The sequence below is a fragment of the Paenibacillus sp. cl141a genome (assembly GCF_900109305.1).
GTDB lineage: Bacteria > Bacillota > Bacilli > Paenibacillales > Paenibacillaceae > Paenibacillus_AQ > Paenibacillus_AQ lautus_A.
On sequence record NZ_FNZO01000008.1, the window covers coordinates 55,156 to 81,372 of the forward strand.

At 40.2% G+C, this 26,217-nt stretch carries 29 protein-coding genes and 2 pseudogenes; 4 read left to right on the forward strand and 27 right to left on the reverse strand.

Going from position 1 to position 26,217, the window contains the following annotated elements:
* Position 1: 1 nt before the first annotated feature.
* Together BMX45_RS20675 and BMX45_RS20680 are read right to left on the reverse strand one after the other, a co-directional pair.
* Positions 2–730: a metallophosphoesterase family protein gene (locus BMX45_RS20675; protein ID WP_090911409.1), complete on the reverse strand. Its 729-nt coding sequence runs from the start codon at positions 728–730 to the stop codon at positions 2–4.
* 80 nt (positions 731–810) lie between these two features.
* Positions 811–1,251, reverse strand: a complete 441-nt coding sequence (locus BMX45_RS20680) for a GNAT family N-acetyltransferase (RefSeq protein ID WP_090911411.1) — start codon at positions 1,249–1,251, stop codon at positions 811–813.
* Between the two features lie 280 nt (positions 1,252–1,531).
* Between BMX45_RS20680 and BMX45_RS20685 the strand changes: the two genes are divergently transcribed.
* Positions 1,532–3,478, forward strand: a complete 1,947-nt coding sequence (locus tag BMX45_RS20685) for an elongation factor G (RefSeq protein ID WP_090911413.1) — start codon at positions 1,532–1,534, stop codon at positions 3,476–3,478.
* A 691-nt stretch (positions 3,479–4,169) separates the two neighbouring features.
* Positions 4,170–5,039 carry a cation diffusion facilitator family transporter gene (locus BMX45_RS20690; RefSeq protein ID WP_090911415.1) on the forward strand — a complete coding sequence of 290 codons (870 nt, stop codon included), beginning with the start codon at positions 4,170–4,172 and terminating at the stop codon, positions 5,037–5,039.
* A gap of 182 nt (positions 5,040–5,221) precedes the next feature.
* On the opposite strand, the gene BMX45_RS20695 is transcribed toward BMX45_RS20690, so the two are convergent.
* The 9 genes from BMX45_RS20695 to BMX45_RS20730 form a co-directional block, all read right to left on the reverse strand.
* Positions 5,222–5,770, reverse strand: a complete 549-nt coding sequence (locus BMX45_RS20695; RefSeq protein WP_254778167.1) for a hypothetical protein — start codon at positions 5,768–5,770, stop codon at positions 5,222–5,224.
* A 44-nt stretch (positions 5,771–5,814) separates the two neighbouring features.
* Positions 5,815–6,621 carry a phosphotransferase gene (locus tag BMX45_RS20700; protein ID WP_254778168.1) on the reverse strand — a complete coding sequence of 269 codons (807 nt, stop codon included), beginning with the start codon at positions 6,619–6,621 and terminating at the stop codon, positions 5,815–5,817.
* 457 nt (positions 6,622–7,078) lie between these two features.
* The gene (locus tag BMX45_RS20705) at positions 7,079–7,585 is read right to left on the reverse strand and encodes a DinB family protein (RefSeq protein WP_090911417.1); all 507 of its coding nucleotides are present in this window, start codon (positions 7,583–7,585) and stop codon (positions 7,079–7,081) included.
* 155 nt (positions 7,586–7,740) lie between these two features.
* On the reverse strand, positions 7,741–8,193 hold the full coding sequence (locus BMX45_RS20710) for a VOC family protein (RefSeq protein WP_090911419.1): 453 nt from the start codon (positions 8,191–8,193) through the stop codon (positions 7,741–7,743).
* Between the two features lie 447 nt (positions 8,194–8,640).
* A complete protein-coding gene (locus BMX45_RS31915) occupies positions 8,641–8,745 on the reverse strand; it encodes a competence inhibitor ComI (protein WP_254778179.1) in 105 nt (34 codons plus the stop codon).
* A 172-nt stretch (positions 8,746–8,917) separates the two neighbouring features.
* Positions 8,918–9,523 carry a nucleoside/nucleotide kinase family protein gene (locus BMX45_RS20715; RefSeq protein WP_090911421.1) on the reverse strand — a complete coding sequence of 202 codons (606 nt, stop codon included), beginning with the start codon at positions 9,521–9,523 and terminating at the stop codon, positions 8,918–8,920.
* 199 nt (positions 9,524–9,722) lie between these two features.
* Complete coding sequence (locus BMX45_RS20720) at positions 9,723–10,205, reverse strand: hypothetical protein (protein WP_254778169.1); 483 nt, start codon at positions 10,203–10,205, stop codon at positions 9,723–9,725.
* 561 nt (positions 10,206–10,766) lie between these two features.
* Positions 10,767–11,360, reverse strand: coding sequence for a GNAT family N-acetyltransferase (locus tag BMX45_RS20725; RefSeq protein WP_090911423.1), 594 nt, complete (start codon positions 11,358–11,360; stop codon positions 10,767–10,769).
* A 255-nt stretch (positions 11,361–11,615) separates the two neighbouring features.
* On the reverse strand, positions 11,616–12,047 hold the full coding sequence (locus BMX45_RS20730) for a GNAT family N-acetyltransferase (protein ID WP_090911425.1): 432 nt from the start codon (positions 12,045–12,047) through the stop codon (positions 11,616–11,618).
* 364 nt (positions 12,048–12,411) lie between these two features.
* On the opposite strand from BMX45_RS20730, the gene BMX45_RS32160 reads away from it, so the two are divergent.
* The gene (locus tag BMX45_RS32160) at positions 12,412–12,495 is read left to right on the forward strand and encodes a putative holin-like toxin (protein ID WP_220687457.1); all 84 of its coding nucleotides are present in this window, start codon (positions 12,412–12,414) and stop codon (positions 12,493–12,495) included.
* 346 nt (positions 12,496–12,841) lie between these two features.
* Here the strand turns inward: BMX45_RS32160 and BMX45_RS20735 are convergent, their stop codons facing one another.
* The 16 genes and pseudogenes from BMX45_RS20735 to BMX45_RS20800 form a co-directional block, all read right to left on the reverse strand.
* Entirely contained in the window at positions 12,842–13,495 is a 654-nt protein-coding gene (locus BMX45_RS20735) for a lysozyme inhibitor LprI family protein (protein WP_090911427.1), read from the reverse strand.
* Between the two features lie 62 nt (positions 13,496–13,557).
* Positions 13,558–13,833 carry a phosphorylase family protein gene (locus BMX45_RS20740; RefSeq protein WP_254778170.1) on the reverse strand — a complete coding sequence of 92 codons (276 nt, stop codon included), beginning with the start codon at positions 13,831–13,833 and terminating at the stop codon, positions 13,558–13,560.
* 49 nt (positions 13,834–13,882) lie between these two features.
* Positions 13,883–13,996, reverse strand: a pseudogene (locus BMX45_RS31925) (transposase); the annotation flags it as partial.
* Positions 13,997–14,173: 177 nt separating this feature from the next.
* Positions 14,174–15,238 (reverse strand): DUF1648 domain-containing protein, encoded by a 1,065-nt coding sequence (locus BMX45_RS20745; RefSeq protein ID WP_175495174.1) that lies wholly within the window; start codon positions 15,236–15,238, stop codon positions 14,174–14,176.
* A gap of 386 nt (positions 15,239–15,624) precedes the next feature.
* A pseudogene (locus BMX45_RS31930) lies at positions 15,625–15,786 on the reverse strand (GNAT family N-acetyltransferase); the annotation flags it as partial.
* 214 nt (positions 15,787–16,000) lie between these two features.
* A complete protein-coding gene (locus BMX45_RS20750) occupies positions 16,001–16,510 on the reverse strand; it encodes a DUF1572 family protein (RefSeq protein WP_090911433.1) in 510 nt (169 codons plus the stop codon).
* Positions 16,511–16,784: 274 nt separating this feature from the next.
* Positions 16,785–17,396, reverse strand: coding sequence for a bis(5'-nucleosyl)-tetraphosphatase (symmetrical) YqeK (gene yqeK / locus BMX45_RS20755; protein WP_090911435.1), 612 nt, complete (start codon positions 17,394–17,396; stop codon positions 16,785–16,787).
* A 209-nt stretch (positions 17,397–17,605) separates the two neighbouring features.
* Positions 17,606–18,118, reverse strand: a complete 513-nt coding sequence (locus tag BMX45_RS20760) for a DUF6886 family protein (protein WP_090911437.1) — start codon at positions 18,116–18,118, stop codon at positions 17,606–17,608.
* A gap of 222 nt (positions 18,119–18,340) precedes the next feature.
* A complete protein-coding gene (locus BMX45_RS20765; protein ID WP_090911439.1) occupies positions 18,341–18,901 on the reverse strand; it encodes a histidine phosphatase family protein in 561 nt (186 codons plus the stop codon).
* A 238-nt stretch (positions 18,902–19,139) separates the two neighbouring features.
* Positions 19,140–19,556: a GNAT family N-acetyltransferase gene (locus tag BMX45_RS20770; RefSeq protein WP_090911441.1), complete on the reverse strand. Its 417-nt coding sequence runs from the start codon at positions 19,554–19,556 to the stop codon at positions 19,140–19,142.
* A 1,305-nt stretch (positions 19,557–20,861) separates the two neighbouring features.
* The gene (locus BMX45_RS20775; protein ID WP_090911443.1) at positions 20,862–21,386 is read right to left on the reverse strand and encodes a hypothetical protein; all 525 of its coding nucleotides are present in this window, start codon (positions 21,384–21,386) and stop codon (positions 20,862–20,864) included.
* A gap of 468 nt (positions 21,387–21,854) precedes the next feature.
* Positions 21,855–22,076: a hypothetical protein gene (locus BMX45_RS31935; protein ID WP_254778171.1), complete on the reverse strand. Its 222-nt coding sequence runs from the start codon at positions 22,074–22,076 to the stop codon at positions 21,855–21,857.
* A gap of 262 nt (positions 22,077–22,338) precedes the next feature.
* On the reverse strand, positions 22,339–22,605 hold the full coding sequence (locus tag BMX45_RS20785) for a hypothetical protein (protein ID WP_090911447.1): 267 nt from the start codon (positions 22,603–22,605) through the stop codon (positions 22,339–22,341).
* Positions 22,606–22,967: 362 nt separating this feature from the next.
* Positions 22,968–23,384, reverse strand: coding sequence for a GNAT family N-acetyltransferase (locus BMX45_RS20790; RefSeq protein ID WP_254778172.1), 417 nt, complete (start codon positions 23,382–23,384; stop codon positions 22,968–22,970).
* A 253-nt stretch (positions 23,385–23,637) separates the two neighbouring features.
* Positions 23,638–24,156: a GNAT family N-acetyltransferase gene (locus BMX45_RS20795; protein WP_302847929.1), complete on the reverse strand. Its 519-nt coding sequence runs from the start codon at positions 24,154–24,156 to the stop codon at positions 23,638–23,640.
* 260 nt (positions 24,157–24,416) lie between these two features.
* A complete protein-coding gene (locus BMX45_RS20800) occupies positions 24,417–25,082 on the reverse strand; it encodes a DUF4367 domain-containing protein (protein WP_139212478.1) in 666 nt (221 codons plus the stop codon).
* Positions 25,083–25,393: 311 nt separating this feature from the next.
* Between BMX45_RS20800 and BMX45_RS20805 the strand changes: the two genes are divergently transcribed.
* A complete protein-coding gene (locus BMX45_RS20805) occupies positions 25,394–25,957 on the forward strand; it encodes a hypothetical protein (protein WP_090911453.1) in 564 nt (187 codons plus the stop codon).
* Positions 25,958–26,217 lie beyond the last annotated feature (260 nt).

The following is a 26,217-nucleotide window of genomic DNA, read 5'->3' on the forward strand; positions in this document are numbered from 1 at the left end:
ATCACTCCGCAGGCACAGACCGGACAAAATACGTTCGATATTCCAGTTGTTCCGTGATTTCCAGGCAGTTCAACTGTTTACCGTATACGCATGCTCCATCGATGCCGATTTTGTCCCCATCGCCACAGAACCAAATATGCTCCGAGTCATGCAAGTTGACGGCAGGGGTATGCCCGAATACCACGGTTTTGTCGATGCCGGTGGGATAATTGAAGAATGGTTCCCGAATCCAGATGAAATCATGTGGAGGCTGCTGCTTCCAGTCTTCCACGCCCGGATTGATACCGGCATGCACGAATATGTGGGTGTCTGTTTCATAATACAGGGGCAGCGTATCGAGAAATGATAGATGATGCTCATATTGCCGTTTTATGTAAGCCTTGCCTTCATTGTATCTGGAACGATCCAGATCGCCATCAAAAAAATCGGCGCCGCAATAACTTTCAATCGTATTTCGCGCACCATTGCGAATCCAGCGTGAGTTTACTTCATCCGTATCCAGCAGAATGGCATCCAGCATCATTTGATCATGATTCCCGCGAAGGGTGATGACGCCGGAATCCCGCATTCCCATCACCTGCTCAATCACTTCTTTGCTTTTTGATCCGCGATCCACATAATCCCCAAGCAGGACCAGCTTATCCTGTGCGGGATGATACCGCACTTCGGACAATAATTGATTGAATTCATCATAGCAGCCATGAATGTCGCTTATCGCTAAGGTTCGAATCGCAGTTCCCTCCCTTCCTCTTGGATAGTGCCGCCATAAGTTATGACAGAACGCACGGTTTTATATTATGAACGTCTATATTATACAAAACTATATTTAGCCATCACATCTCCCCAGGGAGCATAACCGGCTTCCGTAAACCCGATTTGGGTATATAGCCTTTTGGCACGCTCGTTCCCGGGCTTGTAACACAGCATAACATCGTTCGTACGATTCGGCGAATGGTGAATCTCATCAAGAACCAGGCGAATCGCAGGCTTGGCATAATGCATTCCCTGAAAATTCCCGTCGATCATAAATCGGTATATCCAATAGTTGTCATCGTGCGGGTGCAGTCCGTACATAACAAATCCGATCATTTCGTCATCATGGAAAATGGCTCTCGTTTCGAAACCCTCCATAAATTGAGCTTCCGCTATGGAATATAGATTAGGGGCAATCCATTTCTCCTGTTCGGGTTTGGGTTTAAGGCGGATGCAATCCTCCCAATTATCTTTATCTATGACATGAAGTGATATCAAATGCAAGACTCCTTCAACATGGTTTATGTCTCTATCCTAATTCAACTCGGGCGATATTTCACGGTAATAAATATGTAAATCCAAACAGAACGCAGCACGTTGTCGGGTGCCGTGCAAGATAATGAATGATTATAAGCGTTTATTCCATATTCCGATCACTTCCCAATGGATAAACTAGAAGTAACTTTATTCTACATGGAGGCGATATCTATGCGGCAATTTTACAACGACACCCAACCGAAAGGAATACAAATGATGAAACGAATGAGGGTTACGATATATGAAGAACATATTGAACATTGGAGTTTTGGCCCATGTTGACGCCGGTAAAACTACCCTAACGGAGCAAATTCTTTTTAAGGCCGGTATTATCGAACAAGCAGGCTCGGTGGACCATGGCAATACGACTACGGATTCACTGGACATCGAACGGAGACGGGGCATTACGATCAAATCCGCCGCGGTATCGTTCATGCTGGGCGATCTGCAAGTCAATCTCATCGACACGCCCGGTCATGCCGACTTCATCTCGGAAGTCGAGCATTCGCTTAGTGTACTGGATGGCGTCATTCTGGTCATTTCCGCCGTTGAAGGCGTACAGTCCCAAACCCGCGTGCTCATGCAGACATTGAAGGAACAAAAGATACCCACCCTATTGTTCATGAACAAAATCGATCGAATGGGCGCCGACTACCGGAAGGTTTATGCGATGATACGCCATCTGCTTGACGAACATATTTGCGAAATGAGTTCGGTCATCAAGGAAGGCAGCGCAGCCGTTCAGGTGGACGCGGCCGATCCCCACCACGCAGGCTGGGTGGAAACTCTGGCATTGTCCAATGACGATCTGCTGAACGATTATGCCCTGGATATTCCGATATCACACCAACGGCTGCAGGAGGAATTGCGGAGGCAAACGCGCCAAGGCAAAGCTTATCCCCTATTTGCAGGTTCAGCAGCCAAAGGCCTCGGCATTGAACCGCTGCTTCAAGCGCTCGGAGATTTTTTCCCGGTTAACCCATCGTCGATGCTTCAGCAAGAACCGTTATCCGGCTTGGTATTCAAAGTGATCAGACGACCGAATGGAGAGCGGAATGTATACCTCCGCCTGTACGCAGGCAGCATCCAGTATCGTGATGAAATTCCGGTGATCCATCAGAACGGACAAACCTCGACGCTCAAGGTGAAGCAGCTTCATGCCCTGCACCAAGGCAAATCCATTCCGGTCCATGGAATCGGCGCAGGCGACATCGCCATTCTTATCGACGGCGAACTCAAGGTGGGCGACGTCATCGGCAGCGTTTCCGGGAGGATGAAGACGGTTCATTTTCAAAAGCCGCCGATTCAAGTCCAGGTTTCGGCCGTTCATTCCGCGGAGAAACATCAGCTGCATGCCGCCTTAAGCGACCTCACCGAAGAAGATCCTTTTCTGCAATATAGTCAGGATGCGAAAACAAGCCAGAATGTCATCCATGTATTCGGCAAAGTCCAGCAAGAAATTCTGCTGGAAACGATTCTGCAGCAGTACGGCATCGAAGCCGTGTTTTCCGCTCCGCGGGTGATTTGCATCGAGAAGCCTTATGGCACGGGAGAAGCTGTTGAATATATAGGCGAGTGTCCTTTTTATGCAACGGTGGGCATCAGGGTTGAACCTGGCGAGTTCGGTACCGGAATTCAGTATAGACTGGAAGTAGAGCTGGGCTCCCTTCCCTTAGCTTTTCAGAAAGCAATTAAAGACACGGTATTCGAGGTGCTTCAGGAAGGTTTGTACGGATGGGCCGTGACCGATACGATCGTAACGCTGACGCATACCGGTTACGCAAGCCCGGTTTCGACGGCAAAGGATTTTCGAAGCTTGACTCCTCTAGTCCTCATGGCTGCGCTCGACCAAGCAGGGACGGAAGTATACGAGCCCATAAATGTGATCCAATTCATTCTGCCGGAAAACAGCTTAAGCAAAGTACTATCCAAATTAGCCGCGCTGGACGGCACTTATCAGGAACCCGCGTTCCATAACGATACCGTCCACGTTCACGGCACCGTTCCGGTACGGACTACCGACTTGCTGAAAGCCGAGGTTCATTCCCTTACGAGCGGCGAAGGCATGCTCACCGTTAAACCAGGCGGTTATACGAGGGTGCATGCTCCTTTCCCGGTGAATACACGGCGGCAAGTCAACCCGCTGAACCGTGGCGAATATATGCTTCACTTAAACAAGATCATGTAAGAACACTGGCGGACATCCGGCTTCAAGGAATTGCATGTTAGTAGGTCATTCAGCGTGTTTCGCGTTAGGCGGTCCATGCATTCAGGATGTAAAAGATAGCGGTGTCGAGAGAGAATCTCGCCCGCTATTTTTTTCTTTTTCCCGCACAATAAAAGCCTGCGCATGTCCTAAAGCGATGAATAACCAGGGAAACGAGCCGAACGCCATAGCATAAGGATTATGTTCGCCACGTGGGCGTAAACGCTCTCTCTCGATTCTGCGGCCTGTAGAGCATAACAACCCAAGCACGAACCTTTCATCGTGAATAAGATAGATGCATAACCGATGTCCATCATGAACCTTCAGGAGGCAAGAGGCCTATGCATGCCATAATCGGGATTCTTTCCATCATGCTTACGATAAGCATCCTCCGCCGCAAATCTCGGAGAAACAATCGATAGCCTACGATAGGCGGATTCTCGATGGAGGGCTGCCTATCTTTGTTTGAAATATACAACAAATTACGGCCGGCGCATCGCCGGCATTTTTTGCGTTTTATCGAAATCTATCTTTCTTAGTCCGGCGCAACATTTTTTGCCCCTTGTCACATATTAAGCGACAGGAAAAAACGTTGCTCTAGACCCACCCGTGCGTGGATTGGTATTATAGTCAGGTACTATTTTTAGGGGTGTGCGGAAGGAGTCGGCCAGACGTGGAAGAACAACGTTACAAGGATTTAAAATTGGGCGAAAAAGGTGCGATCATCAGCATCATTGCTTATATCTGTCTATCTGCAATCAAGCTACTGATAGGTTACTCGGCGAACTCCGAAGCTCTGCGTGCCGACGGATTAAATAATGCCACCGACATCGTGGCATCCATTGCCGTATTGATCGGACTACGATTATCGCAAAAACCTGCGGATCGGGATCATCCTTACGGACACTGGAAAGCGGAAACGGTAGCCTCCTTGATCGCCTCTTTCATCATGATGGCCGTTGGGATTCAGGTATTGTTCGGGGCCGCATCTTCCATGTTTGAAGGTACCCACGAATCGCCTGATCTCATATCTGCCTGGACCGGGATCGGCTGTGCCATTGTCATGTACTGCGTTTATCGCTATAACAAACGTCTTGCCAGCCAAATTAACAGCCAAGCCGTAATGGCGGCCGCGAAGGATAATCTCTCCGACGCTTGGGTCAGTATCGGCACGGTTGTCGGCATCATCGGCGCCCAATTTCAGCTTCCCTGGCTCGACCCGCTGACGGCCATAGTCGTAGGTTTTCTGATATGCAAAACCGCCTGGGATATATTCCGCGATACCTCTCATCATTTAACCGACGGATTCGACGAGAACATTATCAAAGGCTACAAAGAAACCGTGAAACAGGTGGTTGGCGTCAAAGGGGTCAAAGACATTCGGGCAAGAAATTACGGCAGCAACACGGTTGTCGACATCGTCATTCTGGTCAGATCCAATCTCGACATTCGGGTTGCCCATGATATTTCGGACCAGGTGGAGCATGAATTAAAAGAAACGCATGGCGTTTATGACGTCCATGTTCATATTGAACCAAGTTAAACCTCCGGGTTCCAAAGTGTCAAAACAACGACGAAGGTCCGGCCACATTCTCATTGGCCGGACCTTTCATCGTCTATGCTGTGTCTTCGATCGATTTTATTAGACTGCGCTACAATTCCTCAGTCGCTTCATAACGTTTCATGTTGACGCCTATGATGTGGGGCGGGCTTTTTGGATCAACTTCAAGATTTATTTACCTTGTCTTCTCCAAAATAAAACCCTTTAAGTTGTTTATCAAAGAAATCCCTTAAGTTTTCTTGATCGATTGTGTAAATCATTTGCCCAGTCCATCTATCTGTTCTTGTTATATAAATCTTTTCAAGATCATATTGGATTCTTATTTCTTTTCCGGCCTTTAATTTAAAAACAATCCCTGCACTAATGCTGGTGTTGGATGGTATTTGATTCAACGCTATACGATCTGAATCAGGTACGGAATTAATCCAATTTACAATATTATTAATTTCATCCTGATTTAATTCAACGTCTATCCAATCGATAAATGCACCCGATCCTTTTCTGGTGTATCGTGCTTTGGACATCTCCGTGCTGGAGATTTGTTTTACCTGAATTTCTTTATTTAAGTTTGACTGACTCATGAAACCATTCATATCACCAAGAACAAAATATAATATCCCTATAACGATTATGAGGACAATAAGTGTTCTTCTATTCTTTAGATTGGTTATAATCGCACTCTCCCCCATGGCTAATAAAGTTGGCGTGTTCACGAACTCCCGCTTTAAGCAAACGATAGCCTTCTTCAAATTAGTATTCAACTTACTATGTCTCTTCTAATGTTTCTTATATTGGGTTCAATTTGATCAAATCGATTCAAACAGTGGTGTCGAATCATGTCTAAGTCTTTAATACTTTGAGACTCATCTTTATTCCTAAATAGAATATTCATAACCCAGTTAGATAGATTACGAAGATGTGCACGATAAGAGTAAAAGCGAATCAAGTCCAGATTAATCTGAATTTTTCGATCCCACTGTTTAATATAGGATGATATAAAGATGTCGAAACTCGAACCAATATAGCCAAATAGATTATACTCGGGTGGTGCTATGATTACCGATTCCCAGTCTAAAAAGAACAACTGATTATTGTGATATATGATATTCCCACCCCACATATCACCGTGACACAAAACAAGTTGGCTAGCATTGATATGAACTGAATTCCGAATTTCTCTAACTAAGTTCATGGAAGACAAAATTTGTTCTTTCTTTAACAAAACAAGCTCTCGTAGTGATTGATTTAAGTCATTGTTCAGATTTGATTTCTCAAGGATCGAAATACATCTCAAAAGATCAGATTCGAAAGTGATATCAAATGATTCCTTTGGTAATAAATTCTGATTCACATGCGGAGTAATCTGTTCTAATGTAGCCACGGACTTTGCAATTCCTACAAGAATCTTATCTGAGAAAGGATATGCCTCAGCCAAGTCTCCAACTATAAAATTAAATAAAACTATAGTGATGTCTTCTAATTTAGTAAATAAACTCCCTAAGTAATTCTTTAATGGATGAGTAATGTTTATAAACAACCCTTGATGATAAAGGTCCCAAGTCAAAGGCAGGTAATAATTTAGTCGTCGTATTCCCTCTCATTGTCTATCATTATGATGATCAAATAACTTCAAGTAATATTGTTGTTCGTCAATACAATTTACTTTATAAGAATACGCCGAATCCCCGACCGGAATAAATTCAATATTTTTAATAAGAATTCCGTAGTTTTTTTGTATGAATAAAATAAGCTGTTTATCTTCGATTTTGAACTTACTTATCAAAAGTGTCACCGCCTTACGATTGAGGAATTGTGGTTTAGGCCAGCTCGTGTCTCGTCAGAGTATACCGATAAACGTAAATGCCACCTGCAAGCTTCTCCACCATGTTTCACGCCTCCCGAAAGCCTCCCGTCTTGTCCTCTCTTCCTATCAACTATGGGAACAGGGCGGAAGGGCATACCATAAAGAAAGGACGGAAGCCGCTTTGTCCACACAGCTTCCGTCCCGATCTTCCGGACGACTAACTCAAATACCGATTTCGGATGACCCCCATGTGATGAAGTTCGTGTCCCGCAATGACGTACGCGAGGGCGCGCGCCGTAATGCTTACGTTGTTGGCTGTGCCCTTGCGGGACCATGCCTCCATCGGCAACCCGCGTAAGAGTGTGATCGTCGATTGCCGTACCGCCCGGTAGTCTTCAGCCAATTGCGCGGTTGTCCAGCTTCCGAAAGGAGGCATGAACACTTCCTGGTCGAATCCGGGCAGAGGCGTCCGGTCCCCTCTTGCGAACCGGAGCAGGCGGTAGGTCATGACGCGTTCCCCGTCCGCGATGTGCCCCACGACTTCTTTCAGCGTCCATTTTCCTTCCGCATATCGATATGCGCCCTGGCTTTCGGTCAACGATGCCAGCAATTCGGTCATTCGCTTTTCCTGGGCGAGCAGAATATCGATGATGTTGCCTTCCGGCACCAACCGGATATACTCGCCGAAGTCCCCGGCGTATTCTTCTGACGGTCTTTGGTTCATGCGTGGTCCCCTCTCTATGGATATATGGAAAATTATAGCGCTCCTCTTAAGATAATTCCATCCATTTCACACTCGAGTTGCATCCATTAGATGAACTTGATTTTTACTCTAGAAATGTATATTTCAGTAACTGATGTTTATAAAACGTTAGTTACTTATTTATTACCGAGTTGTTCCGCCAAACCGACTAGAAGTCCTTCGGTTCCACGAATGTAGCAGAGCCGATATGAGTCCTCATACTGAACGACTTCGCCAACGAGCTGAGCACCATGCTTAGCGAGTCTGGATACCATTTCGTCAATGTCTTCCACGGTGAACATGACGCGTAGATAACCGAGGGCGTTTACAGGAGCAGTCCGGTGATCTGATATAGTAGGTGGGGTGAGAAACCGCGAAAGTTCAAGTCTGCTGTGTCCATCTGGGGTAACCATCATAGCAATCTCTACGCTCTGAGAACCCAGTCCGGTTACGCGACCAGCCCATTCACCTTCGACAGTGGCCCGCCCTTCAAGCTTCAAGCCAATCTCCTCGAAGAAAGAGATTGCGTCATCAAGGGATTCTACAACGATACCCACATTGTCCATCCTAAGTAATTTGTTGTTCGCCATTGATTTATCTCCTTATGTGTACAAATTTATTTACAGGAATAAGTGAAATTGGGCTTTCGGGTATGTCATATAACGTTAATGCATCTACGAACCCGAGAGGCTTATGGGGAACAACGACCGGTCCAACGAACTTAGCCTCGCAGGGTTGTGAGCTGATTCGGCCTTCTCTGCCTACAACTTCTCGCGAATTAAGGTCCGAACGTCTCGGGTCGTAGATACGATGTTATCTGACGGGGATGACATCTTCGTATAACTCTCAATATCAAACTATATGTCTGTTCAACAATGTTTTTCCAACTCAATGAGTTCTTTGATACATCATTTCAAGTATGGTATTATATATTTAATAAAGACCTAGTGCGCTAACACTTGGTCCATACAATTGGCTTGGATGGGTAGTCCCTTCTTAGTCATTTACGATCGGAAACCCACCTTCGGCGGTCAACCTTAGGGTGGGTTTTTACTTCTCTTGTTGTTATTAATGTAAGTTAAAAGTGCAAGAATGAATGATCCAAATAGGAGCATAATCGTTAGTGCATCTTTCACTTCCATGGCTTCACTTTCTTTTGAAGGGAAACCATGACCACCCAAGATTCAATTGTAGTTATATTTTACCTTTATTTACATGTACGTACAAGCGTTCTTATGATCACTTTTGATTTTTCGATTCTAAATAAGTTTTAATACAATTGTCGGCACTTTCCATGTTTCTGTATTCTTTGAGTTATATAATACTTCGTTTCTCAAGCTCTATTATTATTTTGTCCGTAATCACATCAATGGGTTCAAGACCAGATACAATTAAATCACAATCGGCCATGACATTTAAATTAATAGCTTGGTATAAATTTCGCACGACTATAAGATATTGAGACAAATATTCTTCGAAGCTTTTTAAAGTTTCACTTGGAGTGCATTCAGCATTTTGTATCCCTCTTAAAATCCTACGAGCAAGTGCTACCTCTAAGGGAATATCAATACAGACTACAAAATCAATTAATTCTGCCATTCCTTCCCGACCTCTGCCGAAAGGTTCTTCAACTATAATGTATTTTTCTGATTTTACCATTTGGTTGTTAGGTAGTGTTATCGACCTTCCTTGAACCAACTCAGATAAGTCTCTATTAAAATCTGGATTTTGAACTAATTTAGGGTCGGCACCTTTTTCCAACCATTCCACAAAATCATCTGGATATGTATTAGTTGAAGCATAGTCATCAAAGTGGAATGATATTGCATCAACAAGTTTATCTCTTAATTGCTTTGTTAATGTACTTTTACCTGAACCAGATGGTCCACTTACTGCAATTGTGAACGCAGATTTATTCATTGTCTGTCTTTATTCCTTTCTTCTATGCACTATTCCAGCAATTTCAGCTAACGTTTGTATTTTCACGAACCCTGGCTAAGTCCGTCAGCCCCGGGTCCGACGGACTTAGCCAGTGTTGTCTGCTGATTCTGCTTGGGACTAAGGACCGCCAGGACCGCTGCTTAAATACGATGTTATACGACGGAACTGACTTCTTTAATTACACCATTTGAATCATTATACCTTCTTCTTTATATTCATCTACTCGTTCTATATCTATCCATGTAGGTTCATCTTCTCTTAATTTATGGAATCTTATAATGGTATCATTACCATGGAAAGTAACATAAATAATAAATTCAAAATATGGAAAATTCGACTTCAACTTGCATGACCATAAGCTCGTTAAATAGATCGCAAAGTGCAATCCTTGATATGGATCCTCTACAAACCGTTTTGAGATATCGATCATGTGTACATGACTGTCTGCCGCTTCAAAACCAGATCGATCACCAAATTGTCTTAATATATAGTCCATATCTAAATTTGGTACTTCATTATCTTCGCATAACAACACGCAACCATTTACCTCGATAAATTTGAAAGGTAGGGACTTCACTATATCTATATCTATTTCTTTTTTATATGTATTGCATTTTATGCTTTCTAATACTTGCCTTAGTCTTTCATTAATCAGTCTCATTTTTACCTCTCTTCAGAGCTGTACAGCGTTCCTTAATTCACAACGTCGCACAAGATGTGTCCGTCTGAATCCGCTTTCCTCGAAATACCTTGGTGGACCGAGGGACGGCTATTGCTTGCTGCCAAGTGAATATAATGTTACCAGATGCCAACCGCTTTGTAGATCTACATGCAACCTCATATCTCATTTTTCTTGTCTTGTGAGTTCTTTCCTATATTCCATTTCATAAAGATTCAATATCATCTAATGAAACGTTATCGTTTCTTTTTACTCGTTTAATCATTGTATACTAATCTAATTTATATATTTTTCTGATCTCTAACCATGTCTCATACCAAAATGTACCGAACTTTAATGATTTCGATATTTCAATTTTCATTTCACTTATTATTAAATATACCCGGTCATCTTCAACATTCAATTTGTTAGTATGTTCCCGACTCCGAAACCCTATCCCTATATGTATATCTTAGATCCGAAGGTGTGCCTGCCAGCATCTTTATCTCTGAAATACCTCGGAGCAGACCAAGGGGGCTTTAGCCGCATTGTCGGAATGCGTTGTTATCTGATTGACAATCCTTCTTTGACTTCACTTGCAAAATCGTCTTTAATTATTGAAAACAATTTTACATCCTGAAATGCACCCTTTGCCCAGATATGCCTTCTCAATACCCCCTCAAATCGCATTCCAGTCTTCTCCATTACTCTGGCGGATCCGATATTATCCAGATGGCATCTTGCTTCAATTCGAACTAATCCTATTTCATTGAATCCAAACTCTAAAATCCTTCTAATTACCTCAGACATGTATCCTTGATTCCAATATTCATTTGATAATACATAACCAAGCTCTGCTCTTTTATTTCGATTATCCCAACTTACAAAACTACAACTACCAATTAGTTTCTTTGCTTGTTTGTGCTCAATTCCCCAAGGTCCTACTTTCTGTGTGTCATAACGGTTTAACACAAATTCAATAAATGCTTTTGTATCATCAAGTGACCGATGAGTGTCCCAAACGGTATATCTCGATACTATTGGAGATCTACAATAACTATACATATCATCCTGATCCGAGTGACTTATCTTTCTTAATCTTGTTCGTTCAGTTTCAAGAACAGGGAACTCCTGAAAATGTTCTTCAATTTGCGTCATTGCAGCCACCCCCATATAAAATATTAGTGCCAGCTTTCAGATAACGTTTATGTATTCCCGAACCCAAGAACCTTAAGGCCGAAGGGCCGGCCGCGGCGCGGTTAGGTTCGCAGGGTTGTCTGCCGACGCTCCCCTGTACCTCTGAATTCGCTCCGCAGTGAAATCCCTTCGCTCTTGGCGGACCAAGGGGCGAACGCCCCTGCGGGAATTTGGTGTTATGAGATGTCTGCCTCATCTTCGAGTAACTTCCAAAAATTATAAGTACTTCTTAAAGGCTTTACTCGAATCACCGTCATAACCTAACTTTGTATAGAACTCGTGTGCTTGCTTCCTCGAAGCTCCGCTGGTTAAAAAGACCTTAACACAACCCCTTGAAATACACAGCTCTTCAATATGCTTCATAATGAGCGATCCATAACCTTGACCTTGTCTGTTTCCAGATACAACTACACGTTCTACAACTCCAAAAGGTTGTGACTCTATCAACGCATCTAAACATAGATGCAGATGTGCAGTTGCAACGATCTCTTGGTCTACTTCGCAAATGAACAAGAAACTATTAGGATCTTGTTTAATTTCTTCTATTCTATCTTCCAACACTTTTATTTTTGTGTTGTTTGGAAGCAACTCTTTATATAGTCCTTCAATAGCTTCGGCGTCATTGGATCCAGCTTCACGAATTATCATTCACATTCTCCTCTGTATTTAGGATGATTTCACATTACATTCCCACATCTGTGACGCGACCCAGCCTTAGATAGCTCTTATCTTTGGCTGGGTCGTGTGTTGTCTGAATTTTCGCCTATGAGCGTGCTTGCTTATGAAAAAACCAAGGGGCGAAGCTTAGATGCATGGTTTAGTGATGTTACTGCCTTATCTGTAATTACATTCTCATAAAGGTTTTACAGATATATATTGTTTCTTATGTATTCATTCTAGTTATTTATAGTATTTTAATGGTATTTCATCATATCTTATATGTTATAATTTTCTAGTACAATATACGGCTTTAAGGGCGGTCGGCTAATCTCCCAGAAGGGAGGTGATGCCCATGGAGGTCAAAGATGCACTTTCCTTAATGTTCATGTTCGGCATGTTCATTCTGGCATTGCTTACCTACATGAAAAAGAAATAGACCGCCCTCGCTAAGGTAACGGTCTATTTCTCGACCTAACTCCTGTGGCCGACTGCTCTTTATGCAGTTATTGTGCTTTGGAGTCGTGTTCCCGCACGGCTCCTTACTTATTCTTACCTCAGTATAACTCATTTTATAACGCTTTTATATGTTTTGTTGATTATTTTTTTATTTATATAAGGTCTGTAATGTTGTCTGTAGTAATTTCACTTAACGTCCTTATTCACGAAACGACCCGGCCTTAGATAGCTCTTATCTTAGGACGGGTCGTTTGTTGTTTGAGTGTTCTTCCATGACATCTGACAACCAAGGGGCGATAGCCCCGCAGTTGATCAAGATTCCAACTCTATTTGTTGCCTTGGTATAAAAACTCAACTTCACCATCTAGCAAATATCGATATTCAAATAATTGCATTGTTCTTTCTCTTATTCTCTCCCGTATAACCGTGGCCAGGCTTACCGATCCTCGTGATCCAAGGTAGCCATTATCAATAAATGTCTTCTCTACAAATTTTGTTTCCCTTAAGTGATACTGTAACCATTCTTTCTGCGATTCAATTAGTGCTTCTCTTGGTTCTCGATCCAACTTAGAAAGAAGCTTTTCATATATTTGATTCAACTCTTTATCCCAAATCTCTGAATATTTGCTTTCCAACGCCCCCCATCCCAATGTTGTGATCTCTTTGGAATTTTGAAATTCATTAAATTCCACTTCATAATCATGATCTATAGGATTTCGAAGCATTTCATCATAAAATTCTCCTTTCAAATCAAGGTTCCCAATGCTCAGGGGTAACACTTCATTGTTAGAAGGATCTGATCGACCTTCAGTTCTTTCTTTCGATTCTGTTCCATTACCTTCTGTACTCACTACATCAAGAGGCTGTTTAGAATTCAATATTGATTTAGTTTCGCTGTTCAAGGTAGTCGATTGACTAATATTTTGACAAGATGATAACACTATCGTAATAAAAAATAATAAGAGTATCTTACCTTTCATAAATGATCTCCTTAAATTTTATCTGTAATATTTACCGGTAATGGCGCATAACGTTCTTGTGTTCATGAACCCTGGAAGGGTTGTCTGCTGAATTCTTCTCCGAAATTCTTCGCGCAGACCAAGGCTACCTCAAGATTACATTCAATTTCTCTTGATGGCTTAACGTAATGGTATGATACTCCTTCATCGCTCACTGCAGAAACCGGTACTATTACATGTCCAACAGCAATGTCTTTTTTTAATACACCTGCACCACCATAAACTATAAATTTCTGAGAACCATAGGCTATCAGTTCTTCTAAGGATCCTGCTGAGCCTGCAGCTCCTAAATACCCCAAAGTAATATGCACCTTTTTTCCTTGATAATATGTTTCATATATTAATTTGCCAGCGGCGAAACCGACTGTAGACGGTGGACCAGGAGCCGTAGAATTCCGGTAAATCTCGCCAGAGCCGGTTCGTGCTATAAAGCATGCCATTTAACATCTGGCGACGGTCGTTCGGAGGTCTCCATCCTTACGGTTTTCTTTCCAGCGGCAGCAAATCCTTAATTATGTCCCCTTGGTCATCTCGAATTTCGTATCGTCTCATCATACTAACTATTACCCTATTAGAAGAAGTTTATAGCTTGCATACACACTCTAGAATATTCCGGTGAGTACTAACTTCCAAGCCTTGTTACCACACCACAACTAACAGTATAATAATTCCGAGCAAAATCAGCCAGCTTACTGGGTGACCGAAATTTAATCCCCAGCCGACTCCGAGCCTTTTCTCGACGATTAGGTTTGGATCCTTGCGATTGAAATAAATCATACCTAATAGCCATTTATCATCATCATGGACAGGTCTGACATTGGAGCGATCTGCCGATTGCTTCAAGCGGCTTCCGCCCTGACCAGCCCAGAACGATAAGGCGAAGGCGTATAGGATGATAAAGGCTATTATGATTAGGATAATGGGGATAGCGAAATTGATGTTAAGCAGAGTTATCATGTTTAGTTGCACGACGGAAAACAGGATAACTATTAAGAAGCTTGCTGTAATCATAAAACATGACCAAGCACGGCGGAAAGTTACGTCTTGTCTGATGGAACCATTCGGATCAGTGGGTTGAACCTGCTGCTTCACTCTGCGAATACTCCAACTCTCAAATATGAACACAAGTGTTATGAACACTTGTATTATCGTAGGCATAAACACAGAACTATAAGATTTAGCTGCATAGCCGTCTACGTTCCAACTGCTGTTGTAATGGATCGGAATCTGATCAGGAATCAGATCGTAGTTGCGTAGCACAGTTACAATACTAACAACAATAATTAAAACATGAATAAGGAACCAATTACTAGACAAGCCCATGTTTCTTTTCCGAAAACCAGTGTCCACTGCCATGATCGATGGTTCCGGAGCAACAGGCAGCATAGGAAGTAAACTTTTCATTTTGAAATGATAGCTAATGTTTATAACTAGGGAGATTGCGACCATGGCGAGTGAATAAGTGACAATGATCCAACTTTGTTGCTTGGAATGTTCATCACCGTATATTAGGCAGATGATACAAACAATGAATAGGATGGTATGCGAGGAAGCACTAATCCTAGCATATGACTTCCGCATCTGGCGCAGAGGCTCACTGTGGAATTGTGCAGCGCTGACGGTGACCCCAAAACTAATCGTCTCTCTTGTTAAATAAGGCATGCTTACCATGAGTATAATGGTAGGTACAAATACAAAGATCATTACTATAACAGGCATTATCGTAATATCATTCGCCTCCTCTTATACGCTACGCAGCGCTACTCATCTGACAACTGAATTATTGCAAGTACATCTGTTTGAAATTCTGTCTAGGTAAAGGACAGGTTTTCGTTATCCCAATTTTTTTCGATGCTTAGCCACGAATCCTTTTATTTTATTTGTCTTTTCACTTATCCATACAGATTCAGATACCCTTTTGTATTCACGAAATGACCTAGCCTTAGATAACTCTTATCTTAGGCTGGGTCATTTGTTGTCTGAGTTTCTTCCATAATTATGCATCTGATAACCGAAAGGCGTAAGCCCTGATGCGAGAATATTGTGCTATCAGATTTCAGTGCCTTCTATGTAAATTCTATCAAATGCTCTTAGAGATTTTTTGTCAGTATTACTTCAAGAGGTTGACTCTCCAATAGTAAACATCCAGCATCACGATATCCAATCTTCCTATAAAAATGTTGTGCTTCTTCATTATATTGCGTTGACGTTATTATTAGTTTAAATCCTCTTTGACGCATTGTTTCGTCGTATATACTCCGCACTGATTTCTGATAACGTTCCCGTATTCACGACGCCGAGAGGCTTAAGGGAACCTAGTTCCCGGCTGCGCTTGCGCAGTTAGCCTCACAGGTGTGTTCGCCTGACTCGAATTCTCTGCCATTCTCTTCAGGCTCCGTCGCGTGAATATGATGTTATAGGATGTCAGCGTCTTATTTGAAGCACTTTCACATTCTAGCACTTTTTTCAATCATAATTCCATACAAGTTGTCCTTTTCTAATCTTTGCTGCATATATAATTTGCCCGGTATGATAATGTATTTCTCTTACCATTGCTATCATTAGATTAAGAACTGTAGTCTCATTGTTTACCTGACTATAAGTAAGCGGTGGACGATTAATAAATGGCTGTGATAATAACAATTCAGGGTTTGATTGGAGGTATTTAAGATATTGGATCATTATATCGAATGTTTCTTTTGTCATGTTGTAAACTTGCTCTTTAGAATATTTGAGTCCATGTTCAAATTCATTCTCTCTGTCCCGTGTGTCTGGAATATCAAAGAAGATTGTTTCTATTCTTGAATGAACACAACCTCGGATATGAGCGACTAGGTTTGTAATACTATTACTTTCAGAATTAGGCACCCATCTTATATCTTCTTCTGACAATTGTGCAATCGCTTGGAGAGTCCATTTCTTCTCGGAGTTAAACTTAACCAACATACTTTCGATTACTTCATTTGCAATATCCACGGGAACACCTCCAACAAGTTTTCTATATAACCAAAAATAAGTTTACTCAATCAATCTCTATGTATTGATATTGTTTTGCACAGATTTCCTATAACATTTCTGTATCTACGAACCCGAGAGGCATAAGGGAGCGCACGCGATCGGGTCCGACGGACTTAGCCTCGAAGGTGTTGTCTGCTGAGTTTCATCTGCGAAATGCCTCTTGCAGACCAAGGACCGAAAGGCACGCAGCGTAGATACGATGTTATCGGATGTTCTTGCTTTCTTCGAATTACTAAACCAAGTCCTTCAATTCATAATAAGCGTCTCTAAGCCATGGATGAATAACTCTAAGATTATCTCGCTGTTTCCATAAAAAATCAATATATTCGAATGCTGCATCGTTCAAAGAATGATCTAGTTTCTGCGTAATCTGAACTAAATATGGAGGTTCCCCAATTTGGTCCCATTCAATCTTATCTGCAACAAATAAAACCTTGTCTAAAATAGTTGAATTTTTCTTTAGTGTCGTATGACATCCAACTGCATCAAGAATTTCCTGATCCATAATATTAAATATATCTCTAGCCATTTCTTTAGATATCTTCTGATGAATTATCATTGGAAAAGCCTCTTCTTCAGACAGTACTTCAATACCTAGATCACAGGAAACTTGAATCCTTACATCGTTAGAATAGACTGCACTTATATCATGTAAATATCCAGCTATTTCAGCTGAATCTGCATTAGCATTAAATCTTTCCGCTATCTTTCTTGCCTCTTTCCCCACCCTGACACAATGCTCCGCAGTTTTAGGGCAACCATTGTTCACTAAAAAATTATATATGTCATCCTTGAGATTTCCGGATAAAGTATTTATAACAAGATTATTATATACTGACTTCATAAGCCCTCCTAAAACGTATTAACCGCACGCAAGAATTTCCGATAACGTTCTGATATTGGCGACGTTCATTCCCCTTACATAGCTCATATCTTGGGGACTCGATGTGTCTGCCTGCATCAACCTCTTTGAAATCCTTCGGGCAGACCGAGCGGCATCAGCCGCGAACCTAGAACACATTGTTAGACGATGTTGCTTCTGCTCAGTATCTTCTACAATTTCTTTGCGTTATTAAATCTATGTATCCCAAATCCCTTAAAATCTGATGTTAAAATTGCTTCTCTAAGTGGATATAGATTAGATGTAAATCTTAATTCAATCCCTTTACTTATAAGTCTCTCTACCAATTTATCGACTTTCTCTATACCAATCGGTTTAACCACTTGATAAGAAATATAGTACCCAGCTGTCTTGTCAAAAAGTTCAAAGCCATCATCTTTAAAATGGTATTTATATAATGATTGTTCAATAATCCGTGCATACCATTCACTCTCTACAGTAACAATAATATCAGCATTAGTGTTATTGAAAAATAAATCATTATTCTTATCGCTGATATCTTCTGTTTTTCTACAAATAATTCGAGGACAATCTCTCGGAAAGTAATATGTAAATTCATGTTCCTCATCAATTGCCCAAACTACTGCTGGAAAATCAGGTCGATTCTGTTTTTCTTTTGGAATAAAGATTTCTATATTAGCATCTTCGCTGTAATGAAAAAGCATTTAAGCACCTCATCTGTATATTTATTTCAAACAAATTCATCTAACGTTTCCGTGTTCACGACGTCCAACGACTTAAGATGGCCACGATGCGGTTAGTCGGTGCGGACCTGTCCCGGAAACTGCTTGTCCAGACTTTCCTTCCAGGACCGAGGGGCTTGTCCACAGATACGTTAATATATTGTTATGTGATGTCACAGTCCTCTTCGATAAACCTACATGAATCTATTCTTTCCATATTCTTTTTACGTCTATTAATTCTAGGTCTTCAAATTGCATTTTATAAATATCCGGTTTCTTTAATTGATCTAAGAAATCTACGCCATAATTTGGATCAAAATGATTCATCATCAAAGTCATTACAAGACCATGTGTTCCAATAGCAATTTTCTTCCCTTTGTTTTCTTTTAATATGTTTTTGAGCACTGCAATTGATCTTTTCTGACAATCTGCGTTAGACTCCCCACCTGGTAAGGCATATTCGGGATTGTTGAAGTTTTCTCTAATATTAGACATTAAATCTTTATAAGCTTCATCAGCAAAATAACGTTCCCTGAGATTTTCATATGTAGTAATTTCTAAGTTTAAGTGCTGAGCCAATCCCTCAACACTCAATACAGCTCGAGAATATGGACTTGAAATTATGATATCTATTCCTTCATCAATAAGTAACTTCGTTACCTTTTCAGCATCCGCCTTCCCCTTTGAGGTGAGTCCTCTTGTTCTTTCATTTCCTTCATCGTATGGTGATTCGGCATGTCTAACCATATAAATTACGGTCTTCATATAAACCTCCTTGGGATGCTTTCATACTAAATAACTGTGATTTCACATAACGTTTGCGTGTTCCCGACGCCTCTCCGACTTAAGCCTGAAAGGCGGCCACGACACGGTTAGTTGGTGCAGGTGTGTCTGATAGAACCCACTTCTTCGAAATTCCTCGGGCAGACCAAGGTTCCGTAGGAACCGCAATGGGAACATGGTGTTATGTGAAGTTCCTAACTTCGTGAATATACTTTCAAAATCATTCCATATTCAATGTGCATTTAAATCGTTCTACTCCAGCATACTTCTCTCCTAAACTTGTTATGATAAAACCGATCTTTCTGTAAAAGTTCACTGCATTCTTATCGGTTTCGGCTTCTATTCTTCTTATATGATTCTCTTCCATAAATTCCATTATTAATTTCTTTCCTAATCCTTTTCTTCTATTGTTAGATTTTATTGCTATATGTTTTAATTCAATTTCATAATCTGTTTGATAAATAACTCCAATAAGTCCGACTAATTCATGATTTTCCATTCTTCCCAGTAATATTCTTGATTTATCATTCTTATATCGTTCATATTCTTGAATTACTCGTTTATTATCTGGATACATACATTCAGCTAGCAAATTTATTATTTCCTTTCGATCTTTATAGTCCATTAGGTTAATCATGAATTTCACCTGATTTCTATGAGTTTAGTTTTTCAGGAATTTCACATAACGTTCTTGTATTCACGAAACGCCCCAGCCCTAGATAGCTCATATCTTGGGCTGAGGCGTTTGTTGACTGAGCTTCTACCACGATTATACATCTGTCAACCAAGGGGTGATTGACCCGCAGCATGAATACTTTGTTAGGTGAAGTACCTGCCATCTCTGAAATACTACCAAATTATATTTAATTTCTCTTTTGTTATTATTCACTGTGTTTATAAGCTAAAGGAAGTAAATCACTGATTGTTACTTTTACCATATTTAAGTTCTCATCATTTAAGATAACTTTAATATCTGAACTGTATTCTAATAGCATATGTCGGCAGTTTCCACAAGGAGGCAATAAATGTTTATACGTTACTGTACGAACCCGAGAGGCTTAAGGCGCAAACGCGCCGGGTCCGACCGACTTAGCCTCGCAGGGTTGTCTGCCGAAAATGCTACCCCGAATCACATCTCGTAGACCAAGGGCCTTACGGCCCGCAGCGTAGATATTATGTTAGATGATGTTGTCACCTTCTTCGAATTACTTGGAATAGCTCTTAAAATAGTTTTTTACTTCCTTGGGCTTTCTAAAAATTACAATACTCTTACTTCCCTTGTACTTCTCTAATATATTTATTATTCTCATCCGTTGATTCTTCCTAAAATTCCATACGGACTTTATAAATTTATAATCAATACTTTCTAGACAACCCTTCCCCATGTATTCACCAGTGTTGTACCATGATTTAAGATTGTCCTTTTCATTACCCTATAAAGACATAGATATCGCGGAAAATCAAAAAAGTAAACAGTGTCCGTATAAGGAATTCTATAATCTAATGTCCTTCCATAGTTTCCATCCATGATATAGGTTTCCTGAACTAATAATTTTTGTAGTATTTCATCAAACTCCTGATTACTACAACTGATCCATCCTGGTTTCCAGTAAAATGAATCTAAATGAATTACAGGTAAGCCTGATTCTTTATTTAGTCTTGATGAAAAAGTTGACTTACCTGAGCCAGGACAACCAATGACTAAGACCCTTTTCATTTATTCCTCCAATGAATTACTTTCAATAAAAATATTGCGATGATTTCATCTAACGTTTCTGTATCTACGAACCCGAGAGGCTTAAGGAGCGTACGCGCCGGGTCCGACGGACTTAGCCTCGCAGGGTTGTGAGCTGTAATTGCTTCCCTGCTCACCTCTATTTGCGAACCGGGCGTAGCCCACAGCGTAGATTCTTTGTTATATGTAGTTGAAGCCTTCTTTGAACTACTCACTGTTAAATTTCCTACCTAATAACCAATTTGACAAAAATAATACTAGATAAACAAAGGTTAGATATGCCATCCATGAATTTTGTGGATCTATAAGATCTTGACTACTTTTTACCTTAAATAAGATTTTAATTGTAAACAAAATCGACCACCAGAAAGAAGTTTCAAAGATTACAATAAGGCCTAAGTTTATTGTTGGTATCCAATAATGTATATCATCTAAATTAAGACCCTTTTTAAGGACAAATTTAACGAATAAATAAAATAATAGTGTCATTATAATGCCCGCCCCAAATACGACTACTCCACCAATAGCTAGCCAATTTAATAGAATATCAATAGATTCAAAAGTACCAAATATCCAACTTGGTTTGGGCAAGTAATAATACAAAGTATCTAATTCTTGCTTTCTAAATATACTAGCAAAGAAAATAACTACAGAAGGAAAAAACAAAAATTTCAATACTGTGTTTCTATGATTTCGAAAAAGCTCTAAGAACTTAATAATATTATCTGCCAACTGCATTCCTCCAAACTATGATTTCGCTTCAATTACATATAACGTTCCTGTATACACGACCTCAGCGAATGCTGAGGTGTCCGGCTGCCTCTACTTCCCTGACTTCCTTCCATGCCAGACCGAGGGCGTATGCCCGATGCGTGAATACAATGTTATATGACGGTGCTTTGAGCAACCTTCAAAATAGTTCTTTAAATAGTTCTAGACTTTTTACTTCTCGCTCATATCTTTCATAAAGTCTATTTTCTTCATAGTCGTTTAGATAACTTAACATTTCATTTAGACTTTCTATTTTTATCATAACTGACATATATTTGGCATCGCACTTGAACCTACGAGTGTTTCTCATGTATTTCTCTAGTTCAAGAAATCTTTGAATCAATCCTTTAAAACCACTCAAAGAATAGCTTTTGTTAATAAAGTCTAGTTCTAAATCAATATCTTTAAGTTCAATCAGGTAATTATTATTTACTGCGTTGCGCCTTGTAATGGACAAGTCAACCGCTCTTTGTTGAGGTCCGAATCGAAATTATTCCTCCACTGAATAATAGTACTTTTGGGTACATTTAATATGCTGCTTATCTCTGCTGGAATAAGATCTTTTTCAACACAATATTCAAACATTATTTCCTCAAGTGGTTTTCCATGTTCCTTTTCAACTTTAATTTTATATTCATTGTTGGTCTTCATAAGAGAACCAACTCCTTTTTAATAATCTTCCCACTGTCATATAACGTTCCTGTATTCACGACGTCCCACTGACTTAAGATTCCGTAAGGAACCTGCTGCAATCGCGCAGTTAGCCAGTGCGAATGTGTCCGACTGATTCCGCTTCTCCGCCAATCTCCCCTGGCGGACCAAGGATCGGCTTCAGCCGATCCGCCGCGCGAATACTATAAATTATAAGATGTTCCCATCTTCTATGAATTGCTTTCAATTTTCTTTCATCTTCTTATGGTTCAATCTTTTTTAATACTGGTTTTCCCCATCTTCTCTTATTGTAGTGAATGAAATACTCATTATTTTCATGTAAAAGTTTCATTATTATTCGAGGAGCTTTAATGGTTTTTATTTCTCCAATATTATTCTGAACTACTATTTCCCCATTTTTTATTTCCTTTAGAACAATGACTTCAGCAGTTGAACTTGTCACTGAGATCCATACAATGCCAAAAAATATTATGATCGCTATTATAAGTGTTATTAAAATCTTTTTCATCCTTTACCTCTTTTATTAGTCGTTTTATACGCGTTTCCAAGGATATCTTATAACGTTAATGTATTCACGACGTCCCACCACCTTAAGCCCGAAGGGCGGCCGCGATGCGATTAGGTGGTGCGGATGTGTCCGGCTGATTCCACTTCTCTGCTACTGCCATTACTTCTCCGAATCCACATCTAACTCCTGCCGGACCGCGGGCCGAATGGCATGATGCGTGAACATGGTGTTATATGATGTCCCCGCCTTCGAAGCAATACTTTCAAACATCATTTCTTTAATTTCTTTGTGAAGTACAAAACAATATCATCATCTATTACAGCGCTATCTCCATAATTAATATAGCTTTGGCCATTATGTACTCAATTCCCATCTGGAACATAACCACGCTTTACATATAAAACTTGAGCTTTACCATAATCTGAAAATAATCCAACACCTATTCCTACAATAGATGATCTTTGACTTATTATCTCTTCCGCTCTGTCCATTAATTTCGATCCAATACCTAATCTTTGATATTTAATTAAAACATTAAAATCATTTATCTCTGGTATGTTTTGTTCTTTAAAAGATGGATAATATGATCTCCATATCACATTCACGTAACCAACAAACTCCCCGTCGACTTCAGCAATCAAAGTAACTCTTTCCCCGTTATTTTGTTCTTGAATATAACTTTCATATTGAGCTACTGGCTTATTCCACCCTTGTCCTTGAAATGCTTTTGAAATCTTTCTGGGATCATTTTCATTTATTTCTCGTATCGTTATATTCATGAGATACATCTCACTTTCATTTTATGGTCTTTTGAATCTGCGGGGATTTCATAACGTTCGTGTATCCACGACGTCCCACCGACTTAAGCGAACAACGGGAGCGGCCGCGATGCGGTTAGTCGGTGCGGATGTGTCCGGCTGATTCTGCTTCATTGCTGCTGAAATACCTCACTGAATCCAATTCTAACTTCTGCCGGACCGAGGGCCGAAACGGCCTGATGCGTGAATATAATGTTATAAGATGTCCCCGCCTTCATTGACTATCAATCAAATTCATCTGCAATTTAAATTTATATTGTATAAGTTGGTCGTTTTTACCAAGATATTCTTCACTGCCAATTTTACTGACTTCTTCAAATCCGACCTTCTCCAGCATCCTTCTAGATCGAATATTCGATTCATGTGTTTCTGCATGGAAAGTATTTATTCCTAATTTCTTAATACCATACTCAATCATACATAGGACTGAATTAAATCCTATCCCCTTCCCCCACATTGCATTTTCACCAATAGCTATGCCTATTTCAGCAGAGTTGTCTTTGATGCTTGCTAAATCAACGTAGCCAATTATTTGGTTATCTAATTCTATTCCCATTCGAATAAAGTTATCTATTTTTGTATGTACACATTTAGTCCACCAATTATATAACTCATCTGGGTTTCTGTTTTTCTCCCATCCATTGGCTGAACAAAAAGCTTCATCCTTACTCCAATTTAATACTGAATTATAATCTTCCATTGTTATGTTTCTTAGGCTTATTGATTTTGAGATGACTTTTCATCCTTTCTAGTAATTCATTGTATTTTTTAGCTCTGCGGCGATTTCTATATAACGTTCCCGCATTCACGACGTCCCACTCTCTTAAGGCCGAAAGGCCGGCTGTGTAAGCAGTTAGGGAGTGCGGATGTGTCCCGGTAGTTACTTCCTCGCTTTCTGCTTCCCGGACCAAAGGTCAGCTTGCTGGCCTGCAGCGTGAATGTTTTGTTATCGGATGTCAATGCCTTCTTCGAATCTCTAACATTATTCTTTCCTTAGATCATTGATTCAGCAATGCTAAATAAAACGCATTTCTGAATATCGTTCCCCATAAATTCATACTGTATTGCCTTCCCACCAGAATCCTCTTCTATCCAGACTAATTGCTGGTTGTTAACACTCGAAATATAAAATGCCTCATTCCCTCGCACTTCAAGTTTCTCAATTTTAGAATTTTCGCTGTCCGGTACTTGAATACGACTTTTTGTTGTCCCAAATATTCGAAATCTGTAAGTTCCTTGATCTGAATGATAAGTTATATCGACACCAACAAGTGTATTATTAGGCTTAAGATCCCGTACCACTACATTCTTTCTAGATCTTTCACTTTCTTCGATCATTTCATCGATTTCATGAGATAATAAATTGTCAAACCCATAGTAAACTTGTATCTTATGGATCTTAGAGAGAGTCGGAAATAGTGGTTGCCAAGGGGATAATCTTTCTTTTAAGCTTTCAAAGCCCTCATCCCAGTTAACTGCAGCATAATTCGTTTGTTGAGTAAATTTGTTATCTGTAGCTTCAGCATCATAGATAGCCTTGCCGTCGCCTGGCCTTAATTCAGAGATAATACTTTCAACTGTATTTTTATTTTGATTTGAATGAAATTGAATCTTTCCAATCACATTCCCTTGCTTGTTTTTTATTTCCACTCTTTTCATCCCTTCTTCGAATTACTTCTTGTATTGATTGTCTTTGCATGGATTTCCGATAACGTTCTTGTATCTACGAACCCGAGAGGCTTAAGGCGTGCACACGCCGGGTCCGACGGACTTAGCCACGAAGGGTTGTGAGCTGAATTCACTTCTTTGCCTATTCCTCCTGCGAACCAAGAGCCGAACGGCTCGCAGTGTAGATATGTTGTTAAGCGAAGTTACTGACTTCATTGAATCACCAAGTTCTAATTCCTCGTTCAACACTAAACATACTAATAGTGATTATAATTATAAAAAATATCTTCGAGGATGATACCATGCCTATATCGATGTCAATAAAACTCCCTTATAAAAAAATCAACAAGAAAACCATAAATAAATTCTATATATTGGCTACAAATTTAATGACTTTGCATGGAATCAATGATTACAATCAGATAATACAACAAGTAAGTGTCAATAATGATAAGAGTATAATTTTTGATTTCAGTTCTTTCGATGATCTAAATAAGGAAATTTTATTGAAAGAAAGAATCACCTCTATTATCTACACATTCTATACAGCTAGAAATGATTCAATCATAAACAAACTAACATTTAGTCACTTTATAAATGAATTTACATTACTTGAGGTAGAAACTCATGAAAAAGCCTTTACTGAACAAATTTTACTTGAATTTAAAAATCAATTTAAAAATAATCATCAACTAGTTCAAGGCAAAAATAGTATTAGTTATGTAAGTATTTTACCTACTCACAATATGAAAGTTCTCGATACCAATAATAAATCAAAAACTAAATCTTCTAAGTGGTTTCAAATAATCTCAACAACTATTACATTACTTGCAGGAATAGCTACTATCATCGAGTTGTTCTTATAATTTTTTTTCATAATTTTCAGTTATTTCGCTTAACGTTCTTGTATTCACGAACCTTCACTGCCTTAAGTGACCGGAGGGAACGGCCGCAACGCGGTTAGGTAGTGCAAGGTTGTCCGGCTGAATTTGCTTCTCTGCACTGAATCGACTTCTTTCTTTGAAACCTCTTCTTCCTGCCTCGGCCGGACCAAGGAGCGATAGCGACGCAGCTTGAATACGGTGTTATATGATGGGGACAACTTCTTCGAATTCACTTCAAAAAT

What these genes read in the sequence shown, in the direction of transcription:
- BMX45_RS20685 (WP_090911413.1), top strand. Translation starts at nt 1,532, where the DNA reads ATGAAGAACATATTGAACATTGGAGTTTTGGCCCATGTTGACGCCGGT.
- BMX45_RS20770 (WP_090911441.1), bottom strand. Translation starts at nt 19,556, where the DNA reads ATGATTAACCTAATGGACTATAAAGATCGAAAGGAAATAATAAATTTG.
- BMX45_RS31935 (WP_254778171.1), bottom strand. Translation starts at nt 22,076, where the DNA reads ATGAAGACCAACAATGAATATAAAATTAAAGTTGAAAAGGAACATGGA.
- BMX45_RS20785 (WP_090911447.1), bottom strand. Translation starts at nt 22,605, where the DNA reads ATGAAAAAGATTTTAATAACACTTATAATAGCGATCATAATATTTTTT.
- yqeK (WP_090911435.1), bottom strand. Translation starts at nt 17,396, where the DNA reads ATGAAGTCAGTATATAATAATCTTGTTATAAATACTTTATCCGGAAAT.
- BMX45_RS20720 (WP_254778169.1), bottom strand. Translation starts at nt 10,205, where the DNA reads ATGAGACTGATTAATGAAAGACTAAGGCAAGTATTAGAAAGCATAAAA.
- BMX45_RS20725 (WP_090911423.1), bottom strand. Translation starts at nt 11,360, where the DNA reads ATGACGCAAATTGAAGAACATTTTCAGGAGTTCCCTGTTCTTGAAACT.
- BMX45_RS20705 (WP_090911417.1), bottom strand. Translation starts at nt 7,585, where the DNA reads ATGAACCAAAGACCGTCAGAAGAATACGCCGGGGACTTCGGCGAGTAT.
- BMX45_RS31915 (WP_254778179.1), bottom strand. Translation starts at nt 8,745, where the DNA reads ATGGAAGTGAAAGATGCACTAACGATTATGCTCCTATTTGGATCATTC.
- BMX45_RS20760 (WP_090911437.1), bottom strand. Translation starts at nt 18,118, where the DNA reads ATGCTTTTTCATTACAGCGAAGATGCTAATATAGAAATCTTTATTCCA.
- BMX45_RS20730 (WP_090911425.1), bottom strand. Translation starts at nt 12,047, where the DNA reads ATGATAATTCGTGAAGCTGGATCCAATGACGCCGAAGCTATTGAAGGA.
- BMX45_RS20735 (WP_090911427.1), bottom strand. Translation starts at nt 13,495, where the DNA reads ATGAAAGGTAAGATACTCTTATTATTTTTTATTACGATAGTGTTATCA.
- BMX45_RS32160 (WP_220687457.1), top strand. Translation starts at nt 12,412, where the DNA reads ATGGAGGTCAAAGATGCACTTTCCTTAATGTTCATGTTCGGCATGTTC.
- BMX45_RS20745 (WP_175495174.1), bottom strand. Translation starts at nt 15,238, where the DNA reads ATGATCTTTGTATTTGTACCTACCATTATACTCATGGTAAGCATGCCT.
- BMX45_RS20805 (WP_090911453.1), top strand. Translation starts at nt 25,394, where the DNA reads ATGCCTATATCGATGTCAATAAAACTCCCTTATAAAAAAATCAACAAG.
- BMX45_RS20800 (WP_139212478.1), bottom strand. Translation starts at nt 25,082, where the DNA reads ATGAAAAGAGTGGAAATAAAAAACAAGCAAGGGAATGTGATTGGAAAG.
- BMX45_RS20710 (WP_090911419.1), bottom strand. Translation starts at nt 8,193, where the DNA reads ATGGCGAACAACAAATTACTTAGGATGGACAATGTGGGTATCGTTGTA.
- BMX45_RS20790 (WP_254778172.1), bottom strand. Translation starts at nt 23,384, where the DNA reads ATGAATATAACGATACGAGAAATAAATGAAAATGATCCCAGAAAGATT.
- BMX45_RS20765 (WP_090911439.1), bottom strand. Translation starts at nt 18,901, where the DNA reads ATGAAGACCGTAATTTATATGGTTAGACATGCCGAATCACCATACGAT.
- BMX45_RS20715 (WP_090911421.1), bottom strand. Translation starts at nt 9,523, where the DNA reads ATGAATAAATCTGCGTTCACAATTGCAGTAAGTGGACCATCTGGTTCA.